Origin of the sequence: Corynebacterium sp. HMSC068H04 (assembly GCF_001811255.1) — a bacterium.
Lineage (GTDB): Bacteria > Actinomycetota > Actinomycetes > Mycobacteriales > Mycobacteriaceae > Corynebacterium > Corynebacterium hesseae.
The window spans coordinates 41,051-56,234 of the sequence record NZ_KV803970.1 but is presented as its reverse complement, the minus strand read 5'-3'; the positions used below and the strand labels follow the sequence as shown (position 1 = coordinate 56,234).

The window sequence follows — 15,184 nt, the reverse complement described above, 5'->3', positions numbered from 1 at the left end:
CCGAACAAGCAGGACAACCACCAGACCCACCACCCGACAGCAGCTAACACCCACAGCCACCACACGCAGCAACGGCAGAAAGGAAACAGCTAACCACCAGTGACAACACTGCCACCCGCGGACCACATCAAGGCACGCGGGCACATCGGTGATCCTTAAGTCAGCGCACTCGTCGGCCTAGGACAGGTTGAGACGAAAACCGGTGATCCCTGCCTGAACTTCCCCGGAATAGTGGGTGCACTGGTTCTAATTCAATACCGTGCACATAAAAGACTTGTTATCGTACTAGTAGCTACAGTGACCGAAGTTTTCACGCATGAAAGGACTACTCGTGACTAACCAAGTAAGCGTGTGGAAGATTGCCACCTCAATCGCAGTCGCGGGCAGCATCCTCCTGCTTATTATTTACGTGGGTCTAAGCCGCTATTACAACTCACAAGAGCTCGCCATGCTTGTGGACGGCGCCACCGCCAACGGCCAGGACTACTCGGTGACAATCCACAATCAGCTCACCGGCGGCTACTCCTTTAACGCCCAGTAGGCAGGCTGAAAGCGCCATATCAAACCGGGCGCTTTCAGCCTCCAACAGCGCAAGTTCGCCCTGATTAGCACCAATAGCTCCAGACAGTGATGGTGGCCCGACCGGTACCGGAGGTGCTCGATGCGTTAGTCGGCGTCCGTGGACAGCGCCGCCACGAAGGCCTCCTGCGGCACGGAAACGGAACCGATGGACTTCATGCGCTTCTTACCGGCCTTCTGCTTCTCCAGCAGCTTGCGCTTACGGGAGATATCGCCGCCGTAGCACTTGGCCAGCACGTCCTTGCGCATCGCGCGGATGTTTTCACGCGCGATGATCTTTGAGCCGATGGCCGCCTGGACCGGCACCTCGAACTGCTGGCGCGGAATGATCTCCTTGAGCTTCTTCGTCATCTTATTGCCGTACCACTGCGCGGAATCACGGTGCACAATCGCGGAGAAGGCATCCACCGGATCACCGTTGAGCAGGATATCCACCTTCACCAGGTCCGCCAGCTGTTCGCCGGCCTCCTCGTAGTTGAGGGAAGCGTAGCCCTTGGTGCGGGACTTCAGCATGTCGAAGAAGTCGAAGATGATTTCACCCAGCGGCATGGTGTAGCGCAGCTCCACGCGGTCCTCAGACAGGTAGTCCATGCCACCCATCTGGCCGCGCTTGGACTGGCACAGCTCCATCGTCGGGCCCACAAACTCCTCCGGCACGATGATGGTCATCTTCACAATCGGCTCGTGAACCTCACGCAGCTTGCCCGCCGGCCAGTCGGAGGGATTGTGCACATACGATTCCTCGCCGTCTTCTGCCACCACGCGGTAGGTCACCGACGGGGCGGTGGAAATCAGGTCCAATCCAAACTCGCGCTCCAAACGGTCACGCGTGATTTCCATGTGCAGCAGGCCCAAGAATCCACAGCGGAAGCCGAAGCCCAGGGCCACGGAGGTCTCGGGCTCGAAGGTGAGGGAGGCGTCGTTAAGCTGCAGCTTCTCCAGTGCATCGCGCAAGTCCGGGAAGTCTGCCTGGGAGATCGGGAACAAACCCGAGTACACCATGGGGTTCGGGTCGGCGTAGCCCTTGAGCGGCTCGCTCGCGCCATTCGACGCCCACGTAATCGTGTCACCCACCTTGGTCTCACGCACGTTCTTTACGCCGGTGATGAGGTAGCCTACCTCGCCCGGGCCTAGGCCCTCGCACTTCTGCATGGTCGGTGAAACAATGCCCACCTCCAGAAGCTCGTGGTTGGCACCCGTGGACATCATGGTGACCTTCTGGCGCGGGGTGAGCTTGCCGTCCATCATGCGGATATAGGTCACCACGCCGCGGTAGGTGTCATAAACCGAGTCAAAGACCATGGCACGGGCCGGGGCATCGGGCCCGAACTCGGAGGTGGGCGCCGGGACAAGCTCCGCAACCTTGTCCAGCAACTCCGCCACGCCCTCGCCGGTCTTGCCGGAGACGCGCAGCACCTCTTCCGGCTCGCAGCCAATGATGTGGGCGATCTCCAGGGAGTACTTCTCTGGGTCGGCCGCGGGCAGGTCAATCTTGTTAAGGACCGGGATGATCTCCAGGTCATTCTCCATGGCCAGGTAAAGGTTGGCCAGGGTTTGGGCCTCGATGCCTTGGGCGGCGTCGACAAGCAGGATGGCGCCCTCACACGCCTCCAGCGCGCGGGAGACCTCGTAAGTGAAGTCCACGTGGCCGGGAGTATCGATCATCTGCATGACGATCTCCTCCCCCTTCAGGGGACCGGACTGGGGAATCCAGGGCAGGCGCACGTTCTGGGCCTTAATGGTGATGCCGCGCTCGCGCTCGATATCCATGTTGTCGAGGTATTGGTCGCGCATGTCGCGCTCCTCCACCACCTGCGACAACTGCAGGATGCGATCAGCCAGCGTCGACTTGCCGTGGTCGATGTGGGCGATAATGCAAAAGTTTCGGATCTTGGACGGATCCGTAAACGTAGTAGCCGCGAAGTTTGTAGACATGCGTTTAGAATAGACGACATGTCTAGGTTGGCCCGCATTCTCGGCATCGGAGGCCCCGAGCCTGTCGACGCCGGCCTCGAGCGCATCACCGAACGCTTGGGGTTGAACCAAAACGATTCCGTGACGGAACCCCGCAAGGCCGCCGATATCCGCGTCGAGGCCGCCTCCGCCCACCCGCGCAGCGTCTTCTTCACCCCCGACATGGACGGGCAGGCTGACTCCGGGGAGGTCGTGTGGGTGTGGGCGCCCTCCGATGGCAAGCAATCCCCGCCGCGCGAGCGCGCAGTGCTGATTGTCTCCCGCACGCGCACCACGGTGCTCGGCCTTCTCATCTCCTCCAACCCGGGTCACGCGAACAAAGAAGAGTGGCTCGATATCGGCACCGGCGAGTGGGATGAAACCGGCCGGCAATGCTGGGTGCGGATGGATCGAGTGCTGGAGATTTCGGAGGAACAGTGCCGCCGGCAGGGAACGCTCTTTCCGGAACGCCGCTTCGAGCGCATTGCCAACCGCCTGCGCTCCCGCTATCACTGGGCGTGATTTGGGGATTTAGCCTGCGCCCTGATAAATTTCTTGGGATGCCGGGGCACGCTGGCGGTCAGGACCTTGGGTCCGCCTTCCTCGGTAAAGAATTCCTACGACTCTAAGAGGTATATCGATGGCAAACATCAAGTCCAAGCAGAAGCGCATCCTGACCAACGAGAAGTCTCGTCAGCGCAACAAGTCCGTACGCTCCGCCGTGCGTACCGAGATCCGCAAGTTCCGCGAGGCCGTCGCCGCTGGTGACAAGGCTGCAGCCGAGAAGCAGCTGCGCGTTGCTTCCCGCGCACTGGACAAGTCCGTGTCCAAGGGCGTCTTCCACCGCAACACCGCGGCTAACAAGAAGTCCGGTATGGCCAACGCCTTCAACAAGATGGCCTAAATGAAACCGCTCCTGAAGTGGGTGGGGGGAAAGCGCCAACTGCTACCCATTATCCACTCCATGCTGCCCGAGAGCTTCGACACTTATGTCGAGCCTTTCTTGGGCGGCGGGGCGGTTCTTTTTTCTTTGGCGCCCGAACGCGCCCGGGTCAATGACCTGAACACCGAGCTCATCACCGTCTACGAGGTGGTCCGCGATGACGTGGACGAGCTCATTGCCCTTTTAAAGGGCTATCCGAATGATTCGGATTTCTTCTACGAGATGCGCGCCCGCGACCGCGAGCCGGAGTTTGCGCACTTGAGTCCCGTGGAGCGGGCTGCACGCACGATTTATTTGAATAAGACCTGCTACAACGGTCTTTATCGGGTGAATAACTCGGGTCAGTTCAACGCCCCGTTTGGCCGCTATGCCAACCCGAAGATCTGTGATGAGCCGAATCTGCGCGCGGTTTCGGAGTACCTGTCCTCCCACGACGTGACGTTCTATAACGGCGATTATGCCGCGGTGGAGGCCAACGAGGGGGATTTTGTTTACTTCGATCCGCCATACGATCCGGTCAACCCCACGAGCAATTTCACCGGCTATCAGTCGGGGGGCTTCGGCCGCGAGGACCAGATTCGGCTGAAGGAAACCTGCGATGCCCTTACTGCGCGCGGGGTGAAGTTCCTGCTGTCGAATTCGGCGACGGACTTCATCAAGGAGCTGTACGCGGACTATCGCATCGAGATCGTGGGGGCTACGCGCGCGGTGAATTCCGTGGCGTCGAAGCGCGGCAAGGTCGATGAGGTGCTCGTGCGCAATTATGCTTAACGACGCCGCCTGGGACCGTGTCTATCCCCACCTCGCCGCCGACATCGCGGACCAGGGCTATGTGGTGTTGCCCGCCGCGAAGCTCAAGGAGCTTTCCGGGCGCGAGCCGCGGTTGATGGCCAAGCATGATTTTTCCGCCGCGCGCCCCGAGGTGTTTCGGCAGCACGGGTTGTCCATGCTGCCGATTCGCCGCGATGCCTACCTGATTGGCCGCTTTGACCTGTACCAGCCTTTTCCGGAGCAGGCCGGGCCGCTGAAATCGATGCCGGTTCCGGGGCACATCCAATCCATTGACTTCGAGAACCTGACCTCGGAGGCCACAGCGTTGACCGCAGCACACTTAAGCGGCATGCTCGATGATTTCCTGGGCGGTGAGTTGGTTCCTACGGTCAGCGGGCGCATGTCGACGCTCACGCTGCCCATGCGCATCGGCGGACGCGATATCGAGGTGGACCGCGCCCAGATGGAGATCGACGCCGGCTTCGAATCCGCCGAGCACCTCGTACTCGTGGAGGCGAAGAACCACGTCTCCCCCGATTTCAACATCCGCCAGCTCTACTTCCCTTTCCGCCGCTTCTCGCTGGCTCTAGATAAAGAAGTGGTGCCAGTGTACCTGGTCTATTCCAATGGCATCTTTCACTTCTACCGCTACGCGTTTAGGCAGCCGGAGGACTTCCGCAGCATCGAGCTGGTGAGCGCGGCGCGCTACGTTTTGGGCGAGTCCGGTGTGACTGATGCGGCGGTGCGCGAGGTTCTGGAGCACACGCAGGTCCACGGCACACGCGTTCCCTTCCCCCAGGCGGATTCCTTTGCCCGCGTCATCAGCTTGCTGGAGAACCCCGTGCCGAAGGCGGAGATGCCCGAGGCCTTCGGCTTTACCCCGCGCCAGGCTGATTACTACACCAACGCCGCCCGCTACTTAGGTTTGACCAAGCTCAGCGGCACGCGCGACGAGCGCAACCTCGCCCTCGTTGAGGCGCTGGCCTCGCGGCCGGTGTTCCGGGAGATGGTACGGTATGTCGTCGATAAGCACTGCGCTCTGAGCAAGGCCGAGGCGGCCGGGTTCATGCGCGCGGCGAACCTGGGCCTGAGTGAGACGACCCTGCGCCGCCGCTCCGCCACGGTCGCGGCGTGGTCCCAGTGGCTCAAAGAACTACTCGATCAGTCCTAGGCGGCCTGGATACCGGCCCACACCAGCGCACAGCCGGCCACCACGAAGAAGGCACCGGAACCGATGTCGATCCACGGGCCAGCGGCCAGCAGGCGGCGGCGAATCGCGCGGGTCGAGATGACCGCCGAGAGAACAACGAAAAGCAGGTAGCTCGACAGCGACAGGCTCAACACCAAAGCCACCGATACCCACACCGGCGGATGCGGCGGCAGCAGCGGGGCAACCATGGCGGCGAGGAAGAGCACGATCTTAGGGTTGGATAGGTTGGTGGCCAACCCCGTGCGGAAGACCTTGCCCACCGAGCCCAAGCGGGCGGCGGCCTCCTCCTCATCCACCGGCGGCTGCTTGCGCAGCTCCAGCCCGGAGCGAATGGAAAGCACGCCCATGAAGACGAGGAAGCAACCGCCAATCACCTGAATCAGGGAGAGAACTCCCGGGAAGGCGGTCAGCAGGGCGGCCGCGCCAAACACAGTCAGCGTGCACCAGAACAGCACGCCGACCTGAATGCCCGTCGACGCCGCGATGGCGTGGCGGCGCGAGCGCGTGGCATAGCGTGTCACCAGCACAATGTCGGGGCCGGGTGCCGCCGCGCCGACGAGGTTCATGAGGAGGATGGCCGCAAACGCGGACCAGCTCATGACAGGCGCTCGAGAAGATCCTCACGGCCGAACATGCGAGCCGAGTCGAGGGCATTTGGCTGGCCGGCAGTGGGGTCGGCGCCGGCGTCGAGAAGGGCGTCGATCACCGCGTCTTCCTTCTTGAAAATAGCCCCGGCCAACGGCGACTGGCCGCGATCGTTGAGGAGGTTGACGTCGGCACCCGCCGCGGCGAGCTGGCGCACCAGCTCCGCATGGCCGTGGTAGGCGGCGAGCATGATGAAGGACTGCCCGTCCTGGTTCACCATGTCCACGTTGACGCCCTGCTTGATGTACTCGAGCAGCGTGGCATCGCCGTTGCGGGCAAAATCGAAAAGCTTGGTGGCAAAGTTCTGGATGTCATCCATGGAGGGTTAGTCTAGCGCGCCAGCTCCGCCACCCGCTTAACGGCCGCCTCGATGGCGAAGTCCTCGTCCCCGCCCTGACCCTTGACCGCGGCATCCAGCTCCGACATGAGGATCACGGCCTTGGTGATATTCTCTCCCGACCAGCGCCGCGCCACCGGCTGGGTGAGTTTGATGGCATAGGGCGCCATGCCGGTCTGGGAGGCCAGGGAATACTGATCCCCGCGCGCGGTGTAGAGGCGCGCGATGTTGCCCACCTTGTTCGCCAGGGCAGATGCAATGGCCACGGGGCTCGCCCCCAACTGCAGCGCGCGGCGGCACGTGGACACCGCCGCCTCCACGCGGCCTGCCACAGCGGCATCCGCGATATCCCAGTTGGCCACCTCGGCCACACCTACGTAGTACGCGTGCACCGCCTCGCGGGTCACCTTGCCGCCTGTGTCGAAGACGAGCTGCGAGATGGCGGAGGCGAGCTCGCGGAGGTCGGAGCCGACGCCGTCGAGAAGCGCCTGCACCACATCCGGTGTAGGCCGCACCCCATGCGAGGCGAACTCACGCGTAGCCCACTGCGCGAGCTCGTTCGGGTAGAGGGAAAAGACCTCATGCACCTCGGCCGTCTTGCGCAGCGCCGCGATGAGCTCCGGCGGCTTCTTCTTTTTCTTCAGCGTCTTCGCCGTCACCGAGTACATCAAAATGAGCGTGATACCGGGCATGGGGTTAGCGCAGGCGTCGAGGAGGATCTTCGTGACCTCCTTGCCGGCCCTCTCCACGTCGCTGATGACGATGACGCGGTCCTCCCCAAACAAGGAGGGGCTGGTGGCTTCCAGGATTTCGCCCTCGCTGACCTCGGAGGCCTTGAGCTTGGTTACCTCGCCCTGTTGGATGGAAAGGCGGGCGCGCTCGGCCAGGAATTCATCATCGCCGAGGATGAGGTGCACGGGGGCAGAAGACATGCCTGTCATCTTAGCAACGCCGCAATGACCCACCCGCCAAGCAGGAGCATCGCGACGGGCCCCGCCGCCACGGTGGTCACCGGCATCGAGGAGGCGACGAAGTGGATCCAATCCGCCAGCGGCTCAATAAGGATCACCAGGGGCCTGCCCCACCCCACCTGCGCCAGGACGGCGGCGATGAGCCCCACGACGGTGATGATGGGCACGACTGGGGCCACCAGCACATTCGCGATGACAGACACCACCGAGACCCGCCCGCTCATCAGCGCAATGAGCGGCATGGTCACGATGTCCGCGGCGATGGCCACCGCAAAGGCCCGGGCCACAATGCCCGTGCCCAGCACCCGCAATAGCAGCGGGCTGAGTACTACGATGCCGGCGGTGGCCGCCACGGAGAGCGCGAAGCCGAAGCTGACCGCTAGGTCGCTGTCCGCCGCGAGCAGAAAGAGCACGCCAAGAGCCAGGGCATGGAGCGGTTCCATCTTCGAGGAGCTGAGCACCGCCGCCAGTCCCGCCAGCCCGGCGACGGTGGCGCGCTGGACGGAGGGTTCCCACCCCACCAGTGCTACGAACAACGCCAACGCGCTTGCCGACGCCCCCACTCTCACCCTCTGCCCCGGCACCACCAACGCGGCCGCGGTACACACGATGGCAACGTTGGAGCCGGACACAGCACTCAAATGCGATAGACCCGTGTCGATGTAGAGCTGCTTATCCTCGGGGCTTTGCAGGCTGGTATCGCCCAAGACCATGCCGGGGATAAGGCCGTTGTCACACACGGCACGGAAGTTTTCTGCGACCGTCGCCGTCCAGCTATGGGCGTGCGCGGTGAGCTCGCCGCTGAAGATGGTTGTGCCCACCCCTACCTGATCCGAGGGGCCGGGGTGACCGTGCACCGTCACCAGCGAGCCACCGAAGGCCTCCGGTTCCTCCTTGAGGAAGACGGGCAGCTGCGCCGGGTAGCCCGGCACGCGCAGGCGCACCATCCACCCGGATGCCGTCTGAACCGGGTCGGCGGCGAGCTTTCCCGTCACCTCCGAGCCGAAGTGGAACGCCGCGGCGCGCACCGAGCGCACATAAGCCAGGGTGGCGAAGATGACCCCGCTCGCCGCGCACAAGATGCCCTGCCCGCGCCACTGACCACGCGCTAGCGCGAAACACACCAGCCCGCTCAACAACCACGGATGCCCGAAAAGCACGGCGAGCGTGGCCAGCCACGCCACCACCGCAGCGGGCACGAGCCGCAGCTCTCTCACGGCCGGACCTTGTCCTTCAGCTTGGCAAACTTCGCCGGCCCAATGCCGGAGACGTCCATGAGCTGCTCCACGGTGGTGAAGCTGCCGACCTCCTCGCGGTGCGCGATGATCGCCGCCGCCGTGGCCGGGCCAATACCCGGAAGCTCCGTTAACTCCTCCTCGCTGGCGGAGTTGAGGGAAACGAGCCCCTCTCCCGCTGCCTCTAGGGCATTGGGTGGGCCGCCGACGGTGATCTGCTCGCCGTCGTTAAGCTTCTGCGCCAGGTTGAGGTTATCGGTGGGCACGCGCGGGCGCGCCACCTCGAGGGCGTCGTTAATGCGCGCGCCCGGCGCCAAGGTCACCAGCCCGGGCTGCTCTACCTCACCCACGACCGCAACCACGATATCCGCCGCTGCCTCGCTGCTCGGCGCGGCAACCTCATAGGGGTTCTCCGCACTGCGGCTCGCCCCCAGCCAGGCCAGGAGTGCAACGCCGGCTACGCCTACAACAGCCAGCGCCAACCAGGGCGGGACGCGCACGCGCGGAAAGTCGACGTTGAGCAGTTCTTCTTCCCCGGTCGGGCGGGTGAGGTCGCGGAGGCGATCAGCAATGGCGTTCATGCCCGCGACGCTACGCAGCGTCCACACCCCCGTCGAGGGCTTAAGCCGCAGCCTGTGGATAACTTGTTGAAGGCGTCAACAACGTCTTAGCTCGGCCCCGCCGTCAGCTAAAGACCGCGGAGACGCCGATGGCACCGGGGCCGACGTGGACTGCGAGGACGTCGATAAGCGGCACCAGCATGAAAGAGGAATCCGGCAGGGCCAAACGCAGCAAGTCCTCCAGCCGGCGGGCCGAGACCTTGTCCTCGTTGTACTGCACCGCGATGAAGGCCGGCTTGCCCTCGGCGCGGGAGGCCACCAGGTCCACGAGCTTGGTAAAGGCCTTGGTTTGGGTGCGGGTCTTGCCCACCATCTCCAGCTTGCCGCCCTGAATGGCCATGATCGGTTTAGTAGCCAGGAGTGCGGTGGACAGCATCGCCGTGGCCGCGGACATGCGCCCGGAGCGGCGAAGCTCCTCCGTCGAGCTGAGGTAGACCAAGGTGTGCCCGCGCTCAAGGGTGTTGATGGCTGCGGCATAGCACTCGTCGAGCGAAGCGCCCTCTTGCGCAAGCTTGGCCGCCGCCATAGCAGCCGCGCCCATCGCCATGCCGGCAGTGCCGGAATCAATAACACGCACGGTGTTCGGGAAAACGCCGGAAGCGGTCACCGCCGCCGACCACGTCGAGGACAGATCCTTCGACAGATGGATGGCCAGCACACCATCATCACCGGAGCGCTCCATCTGCCGCCCGTATAAAGCAGCCAGCTCAAGGGCAGTCAAACCGGAAGTGGACAGCTCCGCACCATCCTTGCCATGGCTTTCCATGACGTGCAGGTCCACGACGCATATGCCGAGCTCCTCGACGATATCCTCCGGCAAGCCCGCGGCGGAATCGGTAACAACGCGGATCACTAGACGTCCGCCCCCGCGCCCCCGATGACGGCGCCGCCCATATTCCAGCCATCGAAGTACCACTGGGCGCGGCCGACGTTCTCCGGGGTGAATTCCAGCGGAGACAGCGGCCGTGCAGCATCAAACTCGGGCCGCGCGGTCAGCTGCGACCAGTGCGTATTCTTCAGCCCAGACAGGATCCCGTACTGGTGGTGTTCCAAGCCCAGCAGGTGGCAGGTCAGCGCTGAAATGGCGCCGCCGTGCGCGACGACGAGGACAGCCCCCTCATCCCACTGCGGGTGATTCTGCATGAGCTCATCAATCACGGGGCGGGCACGGTTGGCCACATCGACGCGGCTTTCGCCCTGCGGCGGCGCCCAGGTGGGGTCGTGGCGCCACAGCGCACGCGCCCCAGGAAACTGCTCATCTACTTCAGCGGAGGTCATCCCCTGCCACTCACCGAGGTGGGTTTCGCGCAGGCGCTTATCGACGGACACCTCAAGCCCCAAGCGCCGAGCAATAATCTCGGCGGTATCGCGGGCACGGATGAGGTCCGAGGAGACAATCGCGGTAATCCCTTTGTCCTCGAGCAGATCCGCGGCGGCGCGAGCCTGGGAGTGGCCCGCTTCCGAAAGCTCGGTATCCAGGTGCCCCTGCATCCGGCCGGTGGCGTTATAGGTGGTCTGGCCGTGGCGGATGAGGAGGAGGCGGCGGGTCATAATTCGTCGTCTTCCGGCTCTGGCTGGGCCAGGGGAAGCTCATCGAAGGAGTCGATGTCGCGAGGGTTGACGTCATTGGACCACTCGCCGGGGCGCTCCGGGGTGTCTATACCGGGGATGTCGAGAAGCGGGCAATCGTGGTAGAGGCGGTCCAGGCCATAGAACTCGCGCTGATCGTTGCGCTGGACGTGGACCACGATGGGGCCGTAATCGAGCAGTACCCATCGGTTCTCGCGGTTGCCTTCGCGGCGCTTGGGCTCGAAGCCCTGCTTGGTCAGCTCGTCTTCAACTTCCTCCACGATGGACGCCACCTGGCGCTCGGTATCGGCGGAGGCCAAGACGAAGACCTCGGTAATCGCCAGCACGTCGGAAACATCAATAGCAGCGATGTTGGTGGCCAGTTTCTCATCCGCAGCCAGGGCGGCGGTTTCCGCCATGCGGCGTGCTTCATCAGTAATCGACATGACAATCCCTACACAAGTACTTTTCTGCTTAAGAACTCTAGTCTTACACGACAAGGCTCATTTTCCTAGTCGAATTCCCCCGCCCGACTACCGGAAAGGCACAGACGTTACAGGGGCTTTTCCGGGTGCGGACCATAGAGGTGGTTCTTTGCGATGTATTGCACCACCCCATCCGGCACGAGGTACCACACCGGCTGGCCCTGCTGCGCGCGGGCGCGGCAATCAGTAGAGGAAATGGCCATGGCGGGGATTTCAATCAGCTCGATGTCATCTTGGGAATCCTGCGGCAGCATGTCCTTGCGCAGGTCATAGCCTGGACGGGTCACGCCAACGAAGTGAGCCATCTCCAGCATCTCCTCCCAGTTGCGCCAGCTCATGATGGAGGCCACCGAATCCGCGCCGGTGATGAAGTAGAGCTCGGCGTCCGGGAAGATTCCGCGCAGATCCCGCAGCGTATCGATGGTGTAGGTGGGCCCTTCGCGGTCGATGTCCACGCGGGAAACGGTAAAACGCGGGTTCGACGCCGTGGCCACCATGGTCATCAGGTAGCGGTGCTCGGCGGCAGTGACCTGCTTGTCTGCCTTTTGCCAAGGCTGGCCGGTGGGGACGAAGACCACCGTGTCGAGGCGAAAGCGGTGGGCTACTTCGCTGGCGGCGACGAGGTGACCGTTATGGATGGGGTCAAAGGTGCCGCCCATGATGCCGATGCGTTGCGGACTAGTCATGGCTGGTGAGTATACCGGCCACGGAGTCGATGACCTGCATGTCCTGCCCGGAAGGCTCCGCCAAGAAATAGGAGGCATGGCGCTCGGCCTTGGTGGCCAGGGCGCGGTTAGCGGCGTCGAGGGAGAAGTCGCAGACGAAATCCCCTTCCAGGCAATAATCGACGTAGCGCTGCGCCGGCAGCCCGGTGCGGTTCTTAGCCCACGGCACTTGGTGCAAGGGGTTGCCAAAGGTGAGCACACCATGCAGGCGCCCGGATTCTGCGAGGTACTCCTCCGTGCTCGTCGCAACAAGCGCTCCTTGCGAATAGCCAGCGGCTACCCAACGCGGGTGGCAGCCGGTGGTGGCTTCATAGTTGTCCACCACCTTCGGCGCATTGCGGGCGCCGGTACGCAGGCTGTCGGCAGCTCCAAACGTCACCGAATACGCCATCTCCCCGAGGGAATGCTCCTGGAGAATCCCGAGCGCTCGCTGCACAAGCTGAAGCGGGCCCAAGTCTTCCCCCTCCTGCGCCAAGGGCGGCAGGTTCATCGAGGCCGGGTACGCCTCCGGCCCCAAAGCCAGAACATAAACGCCATCCATTGTGCCGGGGTGGCGCTGCTCTACCTGATGGAACAGAGCGGCAAAGTTGCGTCCCTCAAAGCCGGTCGATTCCGGCGCACGCTCGGAGTAACGCTGCGGGCCTACGTATTCGCCCTGTTCCTCGTTCTGGTCTGAACCGCGCGCGACAAGCACCACGGTGTCGGGGCACGTGCCGACACCACTCGCCGAGGCCACCGGCGCGCTAAGAAGGGACGCCGCCGTGCCAAGGGCGGCAGCTACACAGGAAACACGAAAAGAAAGAGACTTCATTCTTTCCTGTTTAGCGGAAACGGACGCCATCTACCATGCGGCCGATGGAATCGTAGACCTGGTTATCCCACTGGTGGTTGGTGAAGAAGTACTGGCCATGGGAGCCGCCGGTGGGCTTGGCGGCGTAGAGGGTCTGGGCGGAGAGGTCGCACACGGCGTCGAGCGGCAGGCAGTAGTCCACGCGGCTGACGTTGGCGCGCATCTGCGGGAAGTAGCCCATCGGGCCGCCCGCGCCCTGGGTTGCACCGACGACGGCCGGGTCCCCTGCGCGGGTCAGCGGGTTACCAAAGGTCACGACGCCTGCGAGCTGACCGCGGCGGGCCAGTTCCACCTCGTGGTTGGACAGGATCATGGCGCCCTGGGAGTAACCGGACAGGATGTATTGCGGGTGGCAACCGGTGGCGGCTTCATAGCTGTTGATCGCGCTGGTCACTCCACGATTGCCGGTCTGCACGGAGTACATGAACTGGTTGATGGCGGAGACTGCGGTGTTGATGACCGGGTTGGCGTACTGCGTGGCCAGGCGCACGAGGTCAGCCGCGGTGTTCGGAACCGTCTCGTTCGGAACAGAGTATTCCGGGTAGGTCGCCGGATAGTACTGCGGCTCCAGGCCCAGCACGTAGACGTCCTTCATCAGCGAATTTCCGCCGTGAGTGGCCTGGTAGCGTGCCTCGGCGCCCTGCAGCATGGCGCGGATGGATTCGCCCTCCCATCCATTGGAGGCGCGGCCGCCCTGGTTCGAATACTGCGTGGGGTAGACCTGACCGTTTTGGCCGGAGCCGCGCGCGGCGACGACGACCACTGCGGGGCACTGTTCGTCAGCGTGCGCGGCGGGTGCGGAGATGGTTTGCGGGACAATGAAGGCGGACACGGCCATGACGGCGGCGGCCACGGAGGAAGCAATGCGGGACAGCATGGGAGAAGGCACCATTCAGTTCTTTGTTATTACCGCGCTTTAGAATACCCAGTGCTCCCCCGGCGCGCAGCACGAACCCCTAAGGGCGGGTCTGGCCGGTGCCCTGCAACACCCATTTGGTGGATGTTAGCTCCGGCAGCGCCATCGGGCCGCGCGCATGCAGCTTCTGGGTGGAGATGCCGATTTCGGCGCCCATGCCGTATACCTCACCATCGGTAAACGCGGTGGAGGCGTTGAGCATGACCGCTGCGGCATCTACCTCGTTGGCGAAGGTCAGCAGCACGTCAGCATCCTGGGCCGCAATGGCCTCAGTGTGGCCGGTGGTGTACTCGGCAATGTGCGCGATGGCGCCGTTGACGCCGTCGACCACCTTGGCGCAGATATCCATGGAGAGGAATTCTTCGCGCCACTCCTCGTCGGTGGCCTCCACGGCGTCCTCAACGCCGAAGGCCTCGAGCTCCTTCACGTCGCCGTGGATGGTGACCCCTGCCTCCTGAAGGGAGGTGATGATGCGGAGCTTCGAGGCGTCGTCAAGGGCAGCGTCGATCAGCACGCCTTCCGTGGCATTGCACACCGAGGTGCGGCGGGTCTTGCCGTTGATCACCATGTCGATGGCCTTGTCCAAGTCGGCGGAGGCATCGACGTAGAAGTGGCAGTTGCCAGTACCGGTCTCGATGGCGGGGACGGTGGCGTTTTCCACGACGGCGTTGATGAGGCGCGCGCCGCCACGCGGGATGACCAGGTCCACCAGGCCACGGGCGGTGATGAGGTCCTGCACGGAATCGTGGGTCTCACAGGGCAGAAGCTGCACGCCTTCGCGCGGCAGATCGAACTCCACGAGGGTGTCCTGGAGGAGCTCAACGAGCTTGGCGTTGGAGTTCTTCGCGGACTTCGAGCCGCGCAGCAGCGGCACGTTGCCGGACTTCAGGGCCAAGCCGAAGGCATCGACGGTGACATTCGGGCGGGCCTCATAGACCATGCCCATCACGCCGAGCGGCACGCGGACCTGCTTCATCTGGATGCCATTATCCATGGTGCGACCCTGCAGAATCTCCCCTACTGGGTCCTGGAGGGAGGCTACCTGGCGTAGGCCGCCGGCAATGCCCTCGATGCGGGCTGCATCAAGCGACAAGCGGTCGATGAGGGATTCGGACATGCCGTTGGCGCGGCCGGCCTCGATATCGAGCTGGTTCGCCGCGAGGATGTCCTCGGTGTGCGCAATCAGATTCTCAGCGGCGCGGTTGAGGATTTCATTCTTGCGCGGGGTGGGCAGCTGCGCGAACTGTGGCGCCACCGCCTTGGCGGCGCGGGCTTTGGACAGAACTTCTTCACGTTCGGTGTTGCTCATGCCATACCAGCGTACGGAAGGTCTGCCCGCTTGTCAGGGTTTTGTACAGCTATGGGCTCATAATGA

Annotated in this window: 18 protein-coding genes; 5 read left to right on the top strand and 13 right to left on the bottom strand. The window is 63.5% G+C overall.

The window, feature by feature from the left end; translation table 11 throughout:
* Nucleotides 1–331: 331 nt before the first annotated feature.
* The gene (locus tag HMPREF2792_RS02095; RefSeq protein WP_070530478.1) at nt 332–541 is read left to right on the top strand and encodes a hypothetical protein; all 210 of its coding nucleotides are present in this window, start codon (nt 332–334) and stop codon (nt 539–541) included.
* A gap of 125 nt (nt 542–666) precedes the next feature.
* Here HMPREF2792_RS02095 and lepA read toward each other — a convergent pair whose 3' ends face one another.
* On the bottom strand, nt 667–2,514 hold the full coding sequence (lepA, locus tag HMPREF2792_RS02090; RefSeq protein WP_070519533.1) for a translation elongation factor 4: 1,848 nt from the start codon (nt 2,512–2,514) through the stop codon (nt 667–669).
* Nucleotides 2,515–2,532: 18 nt separating this feature from the next.
* Between lepA and HMPREF2792_RS02085 the strand changes: the two genes are divergently transcribed.
* The 4 genes from HMPREF2792_RS02085 (at nt 2,533) to HMPREF2792_RS02070 (ending at nt 5,417) form a co-directional block, all read left to right on the top strand.
* Nucleotides 2,533–3,054, top strand: a complete 522-nt coding sequence (locus tag HMPREF2792_RS02085; RefSeq protein WP_070519531.1) for a type II toxin-antitoxin system PemK/MazF family toxin — start codon at nt 2,533–2,535, stop codon at nt 3,052–3,054.
* Between the two features lie 118 nt (nt 3,055–3,172).
* The gene (rpsT, locus tag HMPREF2792_RS02080) at nt 3,173–3,436 is read left to right on the top strand and encodes a 30S ribosomal protein S20 (protein ID WP_070519529.1); all 264 of its coding nucleotides are present in this window, start codon (nt 3,173–3,175) and stop codon (nt 3,434–3,436) included.
* On the top strand, nt 3,437–4,246 hold the full coding sequence (locus HMPREF2792_RS02075; RefSeq protein WP_070519526.1) for a DNA adenine methylase: 810 nt from the start codon (nt 3,437–3,439) through the stop codon (nt 4,244–4,246).
* A complete protein-coding gene (locus tag HMPREF2792_RS02070) occupies nt 4,239–5,417 on the top strand; it encodes a type II restriction enzyme (protein ID WP_232748429.1) in 1,179 nt (392 codons plus the stop codon). The genes HMPREF2792_RS02075 and HMPREF2792_RS02070 overlap by 8 nt, the downstream gene beginning before the upstream one ends.
* Here HMPREF2792_RS02070 and HMPREF2792_RS02065 read toward each other — a convergent pair.
* The 12 genes from HMPREF2792_RS02065 to HMPREF2792_RS02010 form a co-directional block, all read right to left on the bottom strand.
* Complete coding sequence (locus HMPREF2792_RS02065; protein ID WP_070530474.1) at nt 5,414–6,055, bottom strand: LysE family translocator; 642 nt, start codon at nt 6,053–6,055, stop codon at nt 5,414–5,416. The genes HMPREF2792_RS02070 and HMPREF2792_RS02065 overlap by 4 nt on opposite strands.
* A complete protein-coding gene (locus HMPREF2792_RS02060; RefSeq protein ID WP_070530472.1) occupies nt 6,052–6,420 on the bottom strand; it encodes an ankyrin repeat domain-containing protein in 369 nt (122 codons plus the stop codon). Before HMPREF2792_RS02060 ends, HMPREF2792_RS02065 begins: the two co-directional genes overlap by 4 nt.
* 11 nt (nt 6,421–6,431) lie before the next feature.
* Nucleotides 6,432–7,379 (bottom strand): DNA polymerase III subunit delta, encoded by a 948-nt coding sequence (holA, locus tag HMPREF2792_RS02055; RefSeq protein WP_070519517.1) that lies wholly within the window; start codon nt 7,377–7,379, stop codon nt 6,432–6,434.
* Entirely contained in the window at nt 7,376–8,626 is a 1,251-nt protein-coding gene (locus HMPREF2792_RS02050; protein WP_070530470.1) for a ComEC/Rec2 family competence protein, read from the bottom strand. The genes holA and HMPREF2792_RS02050 overlap by 4 nt, the downstream gene beginning before the upstream one ends.
* On the bottom strand, nt 8,623–9,225 hold the full coding sequence (locus tag HMPREF2792_RS02045) for a ComEA family DNA-binding protein (protein ID WP_070530468.1): 603 nt from the start codon (nt 9,223–9,225) through the stop codon (nt 8,623–8,625). The genes HMPREF2792_RS02050 and HMPREF2792_RS02045 overlap by 4 nt, the downstream gene beginning before the upstream one ends.
* 103 nt (nt 9,226–9,328) lie before the next feature.
* Nucleotides 9,329–10,117 (bottom strand): DegV family protein, encoded by a 789-nt coding sequence (locus HMPREF2792_RS02040; protein ID WP_070530465.1) that lies wholly within the window; start codon nt 10,115–10,117, stop codon nt 9,329–9,331.
* Entirely contained in the window at nt 10,117–10,815 is a 699-nt protein-coding gene (locus HMPREF2792_RS02035) for a histidine phosphatase family protein (RefSeq protein ID WP_070530463.1), read from the bottom strand. Before HMPREF2792_RS02035 ends, HMPREF2792_RS02040 begins: the two co-directional genes overlap by 1 nt.
* The gene (gene rsfS / locus HMPREF2792_RS02030) at nt 10,812–11,279 is read right to left on the bottom strand and encodes a ribosome silencing factor (protein ID WP_070530462.1); all 468 of its coding nucleotides are present in this window, start codon (nt 11,277–11,279) and stop codon (nt 10,812–10,814) included. Before rsfS ends, HMPREF2792_RS02035 begins: the two co-directional genes overlap by 4 nt.
* Before the next feature lie 107 nt (nt 11,280–11,386).
* Complete coding sequence (gene nadD / locus HMPREF2792_RS02025; protein WP_070530460.1) at nt 11,387–12,004, bottom strand: nicotinate-nucleotide adenylyltransferase; 618 nt, start codon at nt 12,002–12,004, stop codon at nt 11,387–11,389.
* The gene (locus HMPREF2792_RS02020) at nt 11,997–12,854 is read right to left on the bottom strand and encodes a cutinase family protein (RefSeq protein WP_070530457.1); all 858 of its coding nucleotides are present in this window, start codon (nt 12,852–12,854) and stop codon (nt 11,997–11,999) included. The genes nadD and HMPREF2792_RS02020 overlap by 8 nt, the downstream gene beginning before the upstream one ends.
* A gap of 10 nt (nt 12,855–12,864) precedes the next feature.
* Nucleotides 12,865–13,785, bottom strand: a complete 921-nt coding sequence (locus HMPREF2792_RS02015; RefSeq protein ID WP_070530455.1) for a cutinase family protein — start codon at nt 13,783–13,785, stop codon at nt 12,865–12,867.
* 64 nt (nt 13,786–13,849) lie between these two features.
* A complete protein-coding gene (locus tag HMPREF2792_RS02010; protein ID WP_070530451.1) occupies nt 13,850–15,118 on the bottom strand; it encodes a glutamate-5-semialdehyde dehydrogenase in 1,269 nt (422 codons plus the stop codon).
* Between the last annotated feature and the right edge of the window lie 66 nt (nt 15,119–15,184).

Bases quoted from the DNA above. Each gene is read 5' to 3' on its own strand.
- HMPREF2792_RS02015 (WP_070530455.1), bottom strand. From the start codon at position 13,785: ATGGTGCCTTCTCCCATGCTGTCCCGCATTGCTTCCTCCGTGGCCGCC.
- nadD (WP_070530460.1), bottom strand. From the start codon at position 12,004: ATGACTAGTCCGCAACGCATCGGCATCATGGGCGGCACCTTTGACCCC.
- lepA (WP_070519533.1), bottom strand. From the start codon at position 2,514: ATGTCTACAAACTTCGCGGCTACTACGTTTACGGATCCGTCCAAGATC.
- HMPREF2792_RS02010 (WP_070530451.1), bottom strand. From the start codon at position 15,118: ATGAGCAACACCGAACGTGAAGAAGTTCTGTCCAAAGCCCGCGCCGCC.
- HMPREF2792_RS02065 (WP_070530474.1), bottom strand. From the start codon at position 6,055: ATGAGCTGGTCCGCGTTTGCGGCCATCCTCCTCATGAACCTCGTCGGC.
- HMPREF2792_RS02075 (WP_070519526.1), top strand. From the start codon at position 3,437: ATGAAACCGCTCCTGAAGTGGGTGGGGGGAAAGCGCCAACTGCTACCC.
- HMPREF2792_RS02045 (WP_070530468.1), bottom strand. From the start codon at position 9,225: ATGAACGCCATTGCTGATCGCCTCCGCGACCTCACCCGCCCGACCGGG.
- rsfS (WP_070530462.1), bottom strand. From the start codon at position 11,279: ATGTCGATTACTGATGAAGCACGCCGCATGGCGGAAACCGCCGCCCTG.
- HMPREF2792_RS02020 (WP_070530457.1), bottom strand. From the start codon at position 12,854: ATGAAGTCTCTTTCTTTTCGTGTTTCCTGTGTAGCTGCCGCCCTTGGC.
- rpsT (WP_070519529.1), top strand. From the start codon at position 3,173: ATGGCAAACATCAAGTCCAAGCAGAAGCGCATCCTGACCAACGAGAAG.
- HMPREF2792_RS02035 (WP_070530463.1), bottom strand. From the start codon at position 10,815: ATGACCCGCCGCCTCCTCCTCATCCGCCACGGCCAGACCACCTATAAC.
- HMPREF2792_RS02085 (WP_070519531.1), top strand. From the start codon at position 2,533: ATGTCTAGGTTGGCCCGCATTCTCGGCATCGGAGGCCCCGAGCCTGTC.
- holA (WP_070519517.1), bottom strand. From the start codon at position 7,379: ATGACAGGCATGTCTTCTGCCCCCGTGCACCTCATCCTCGGCGATGAT.
- HMPREF2792_RS02060 (WP_070530472.1), bottom strand. From the start codon at position 6,420: ATGGATGACATCCAGAACTTTGCCACCAAGCTTTTCGATTTTGCCCGC.
- HMPREF2792_RS02070 (WP_232748429.1), top strand. From the start codon at position 4,239: ATGCTTAACGACGCCGCCTGGGACCGTGTCTATCCCCACCTCGCCGCC.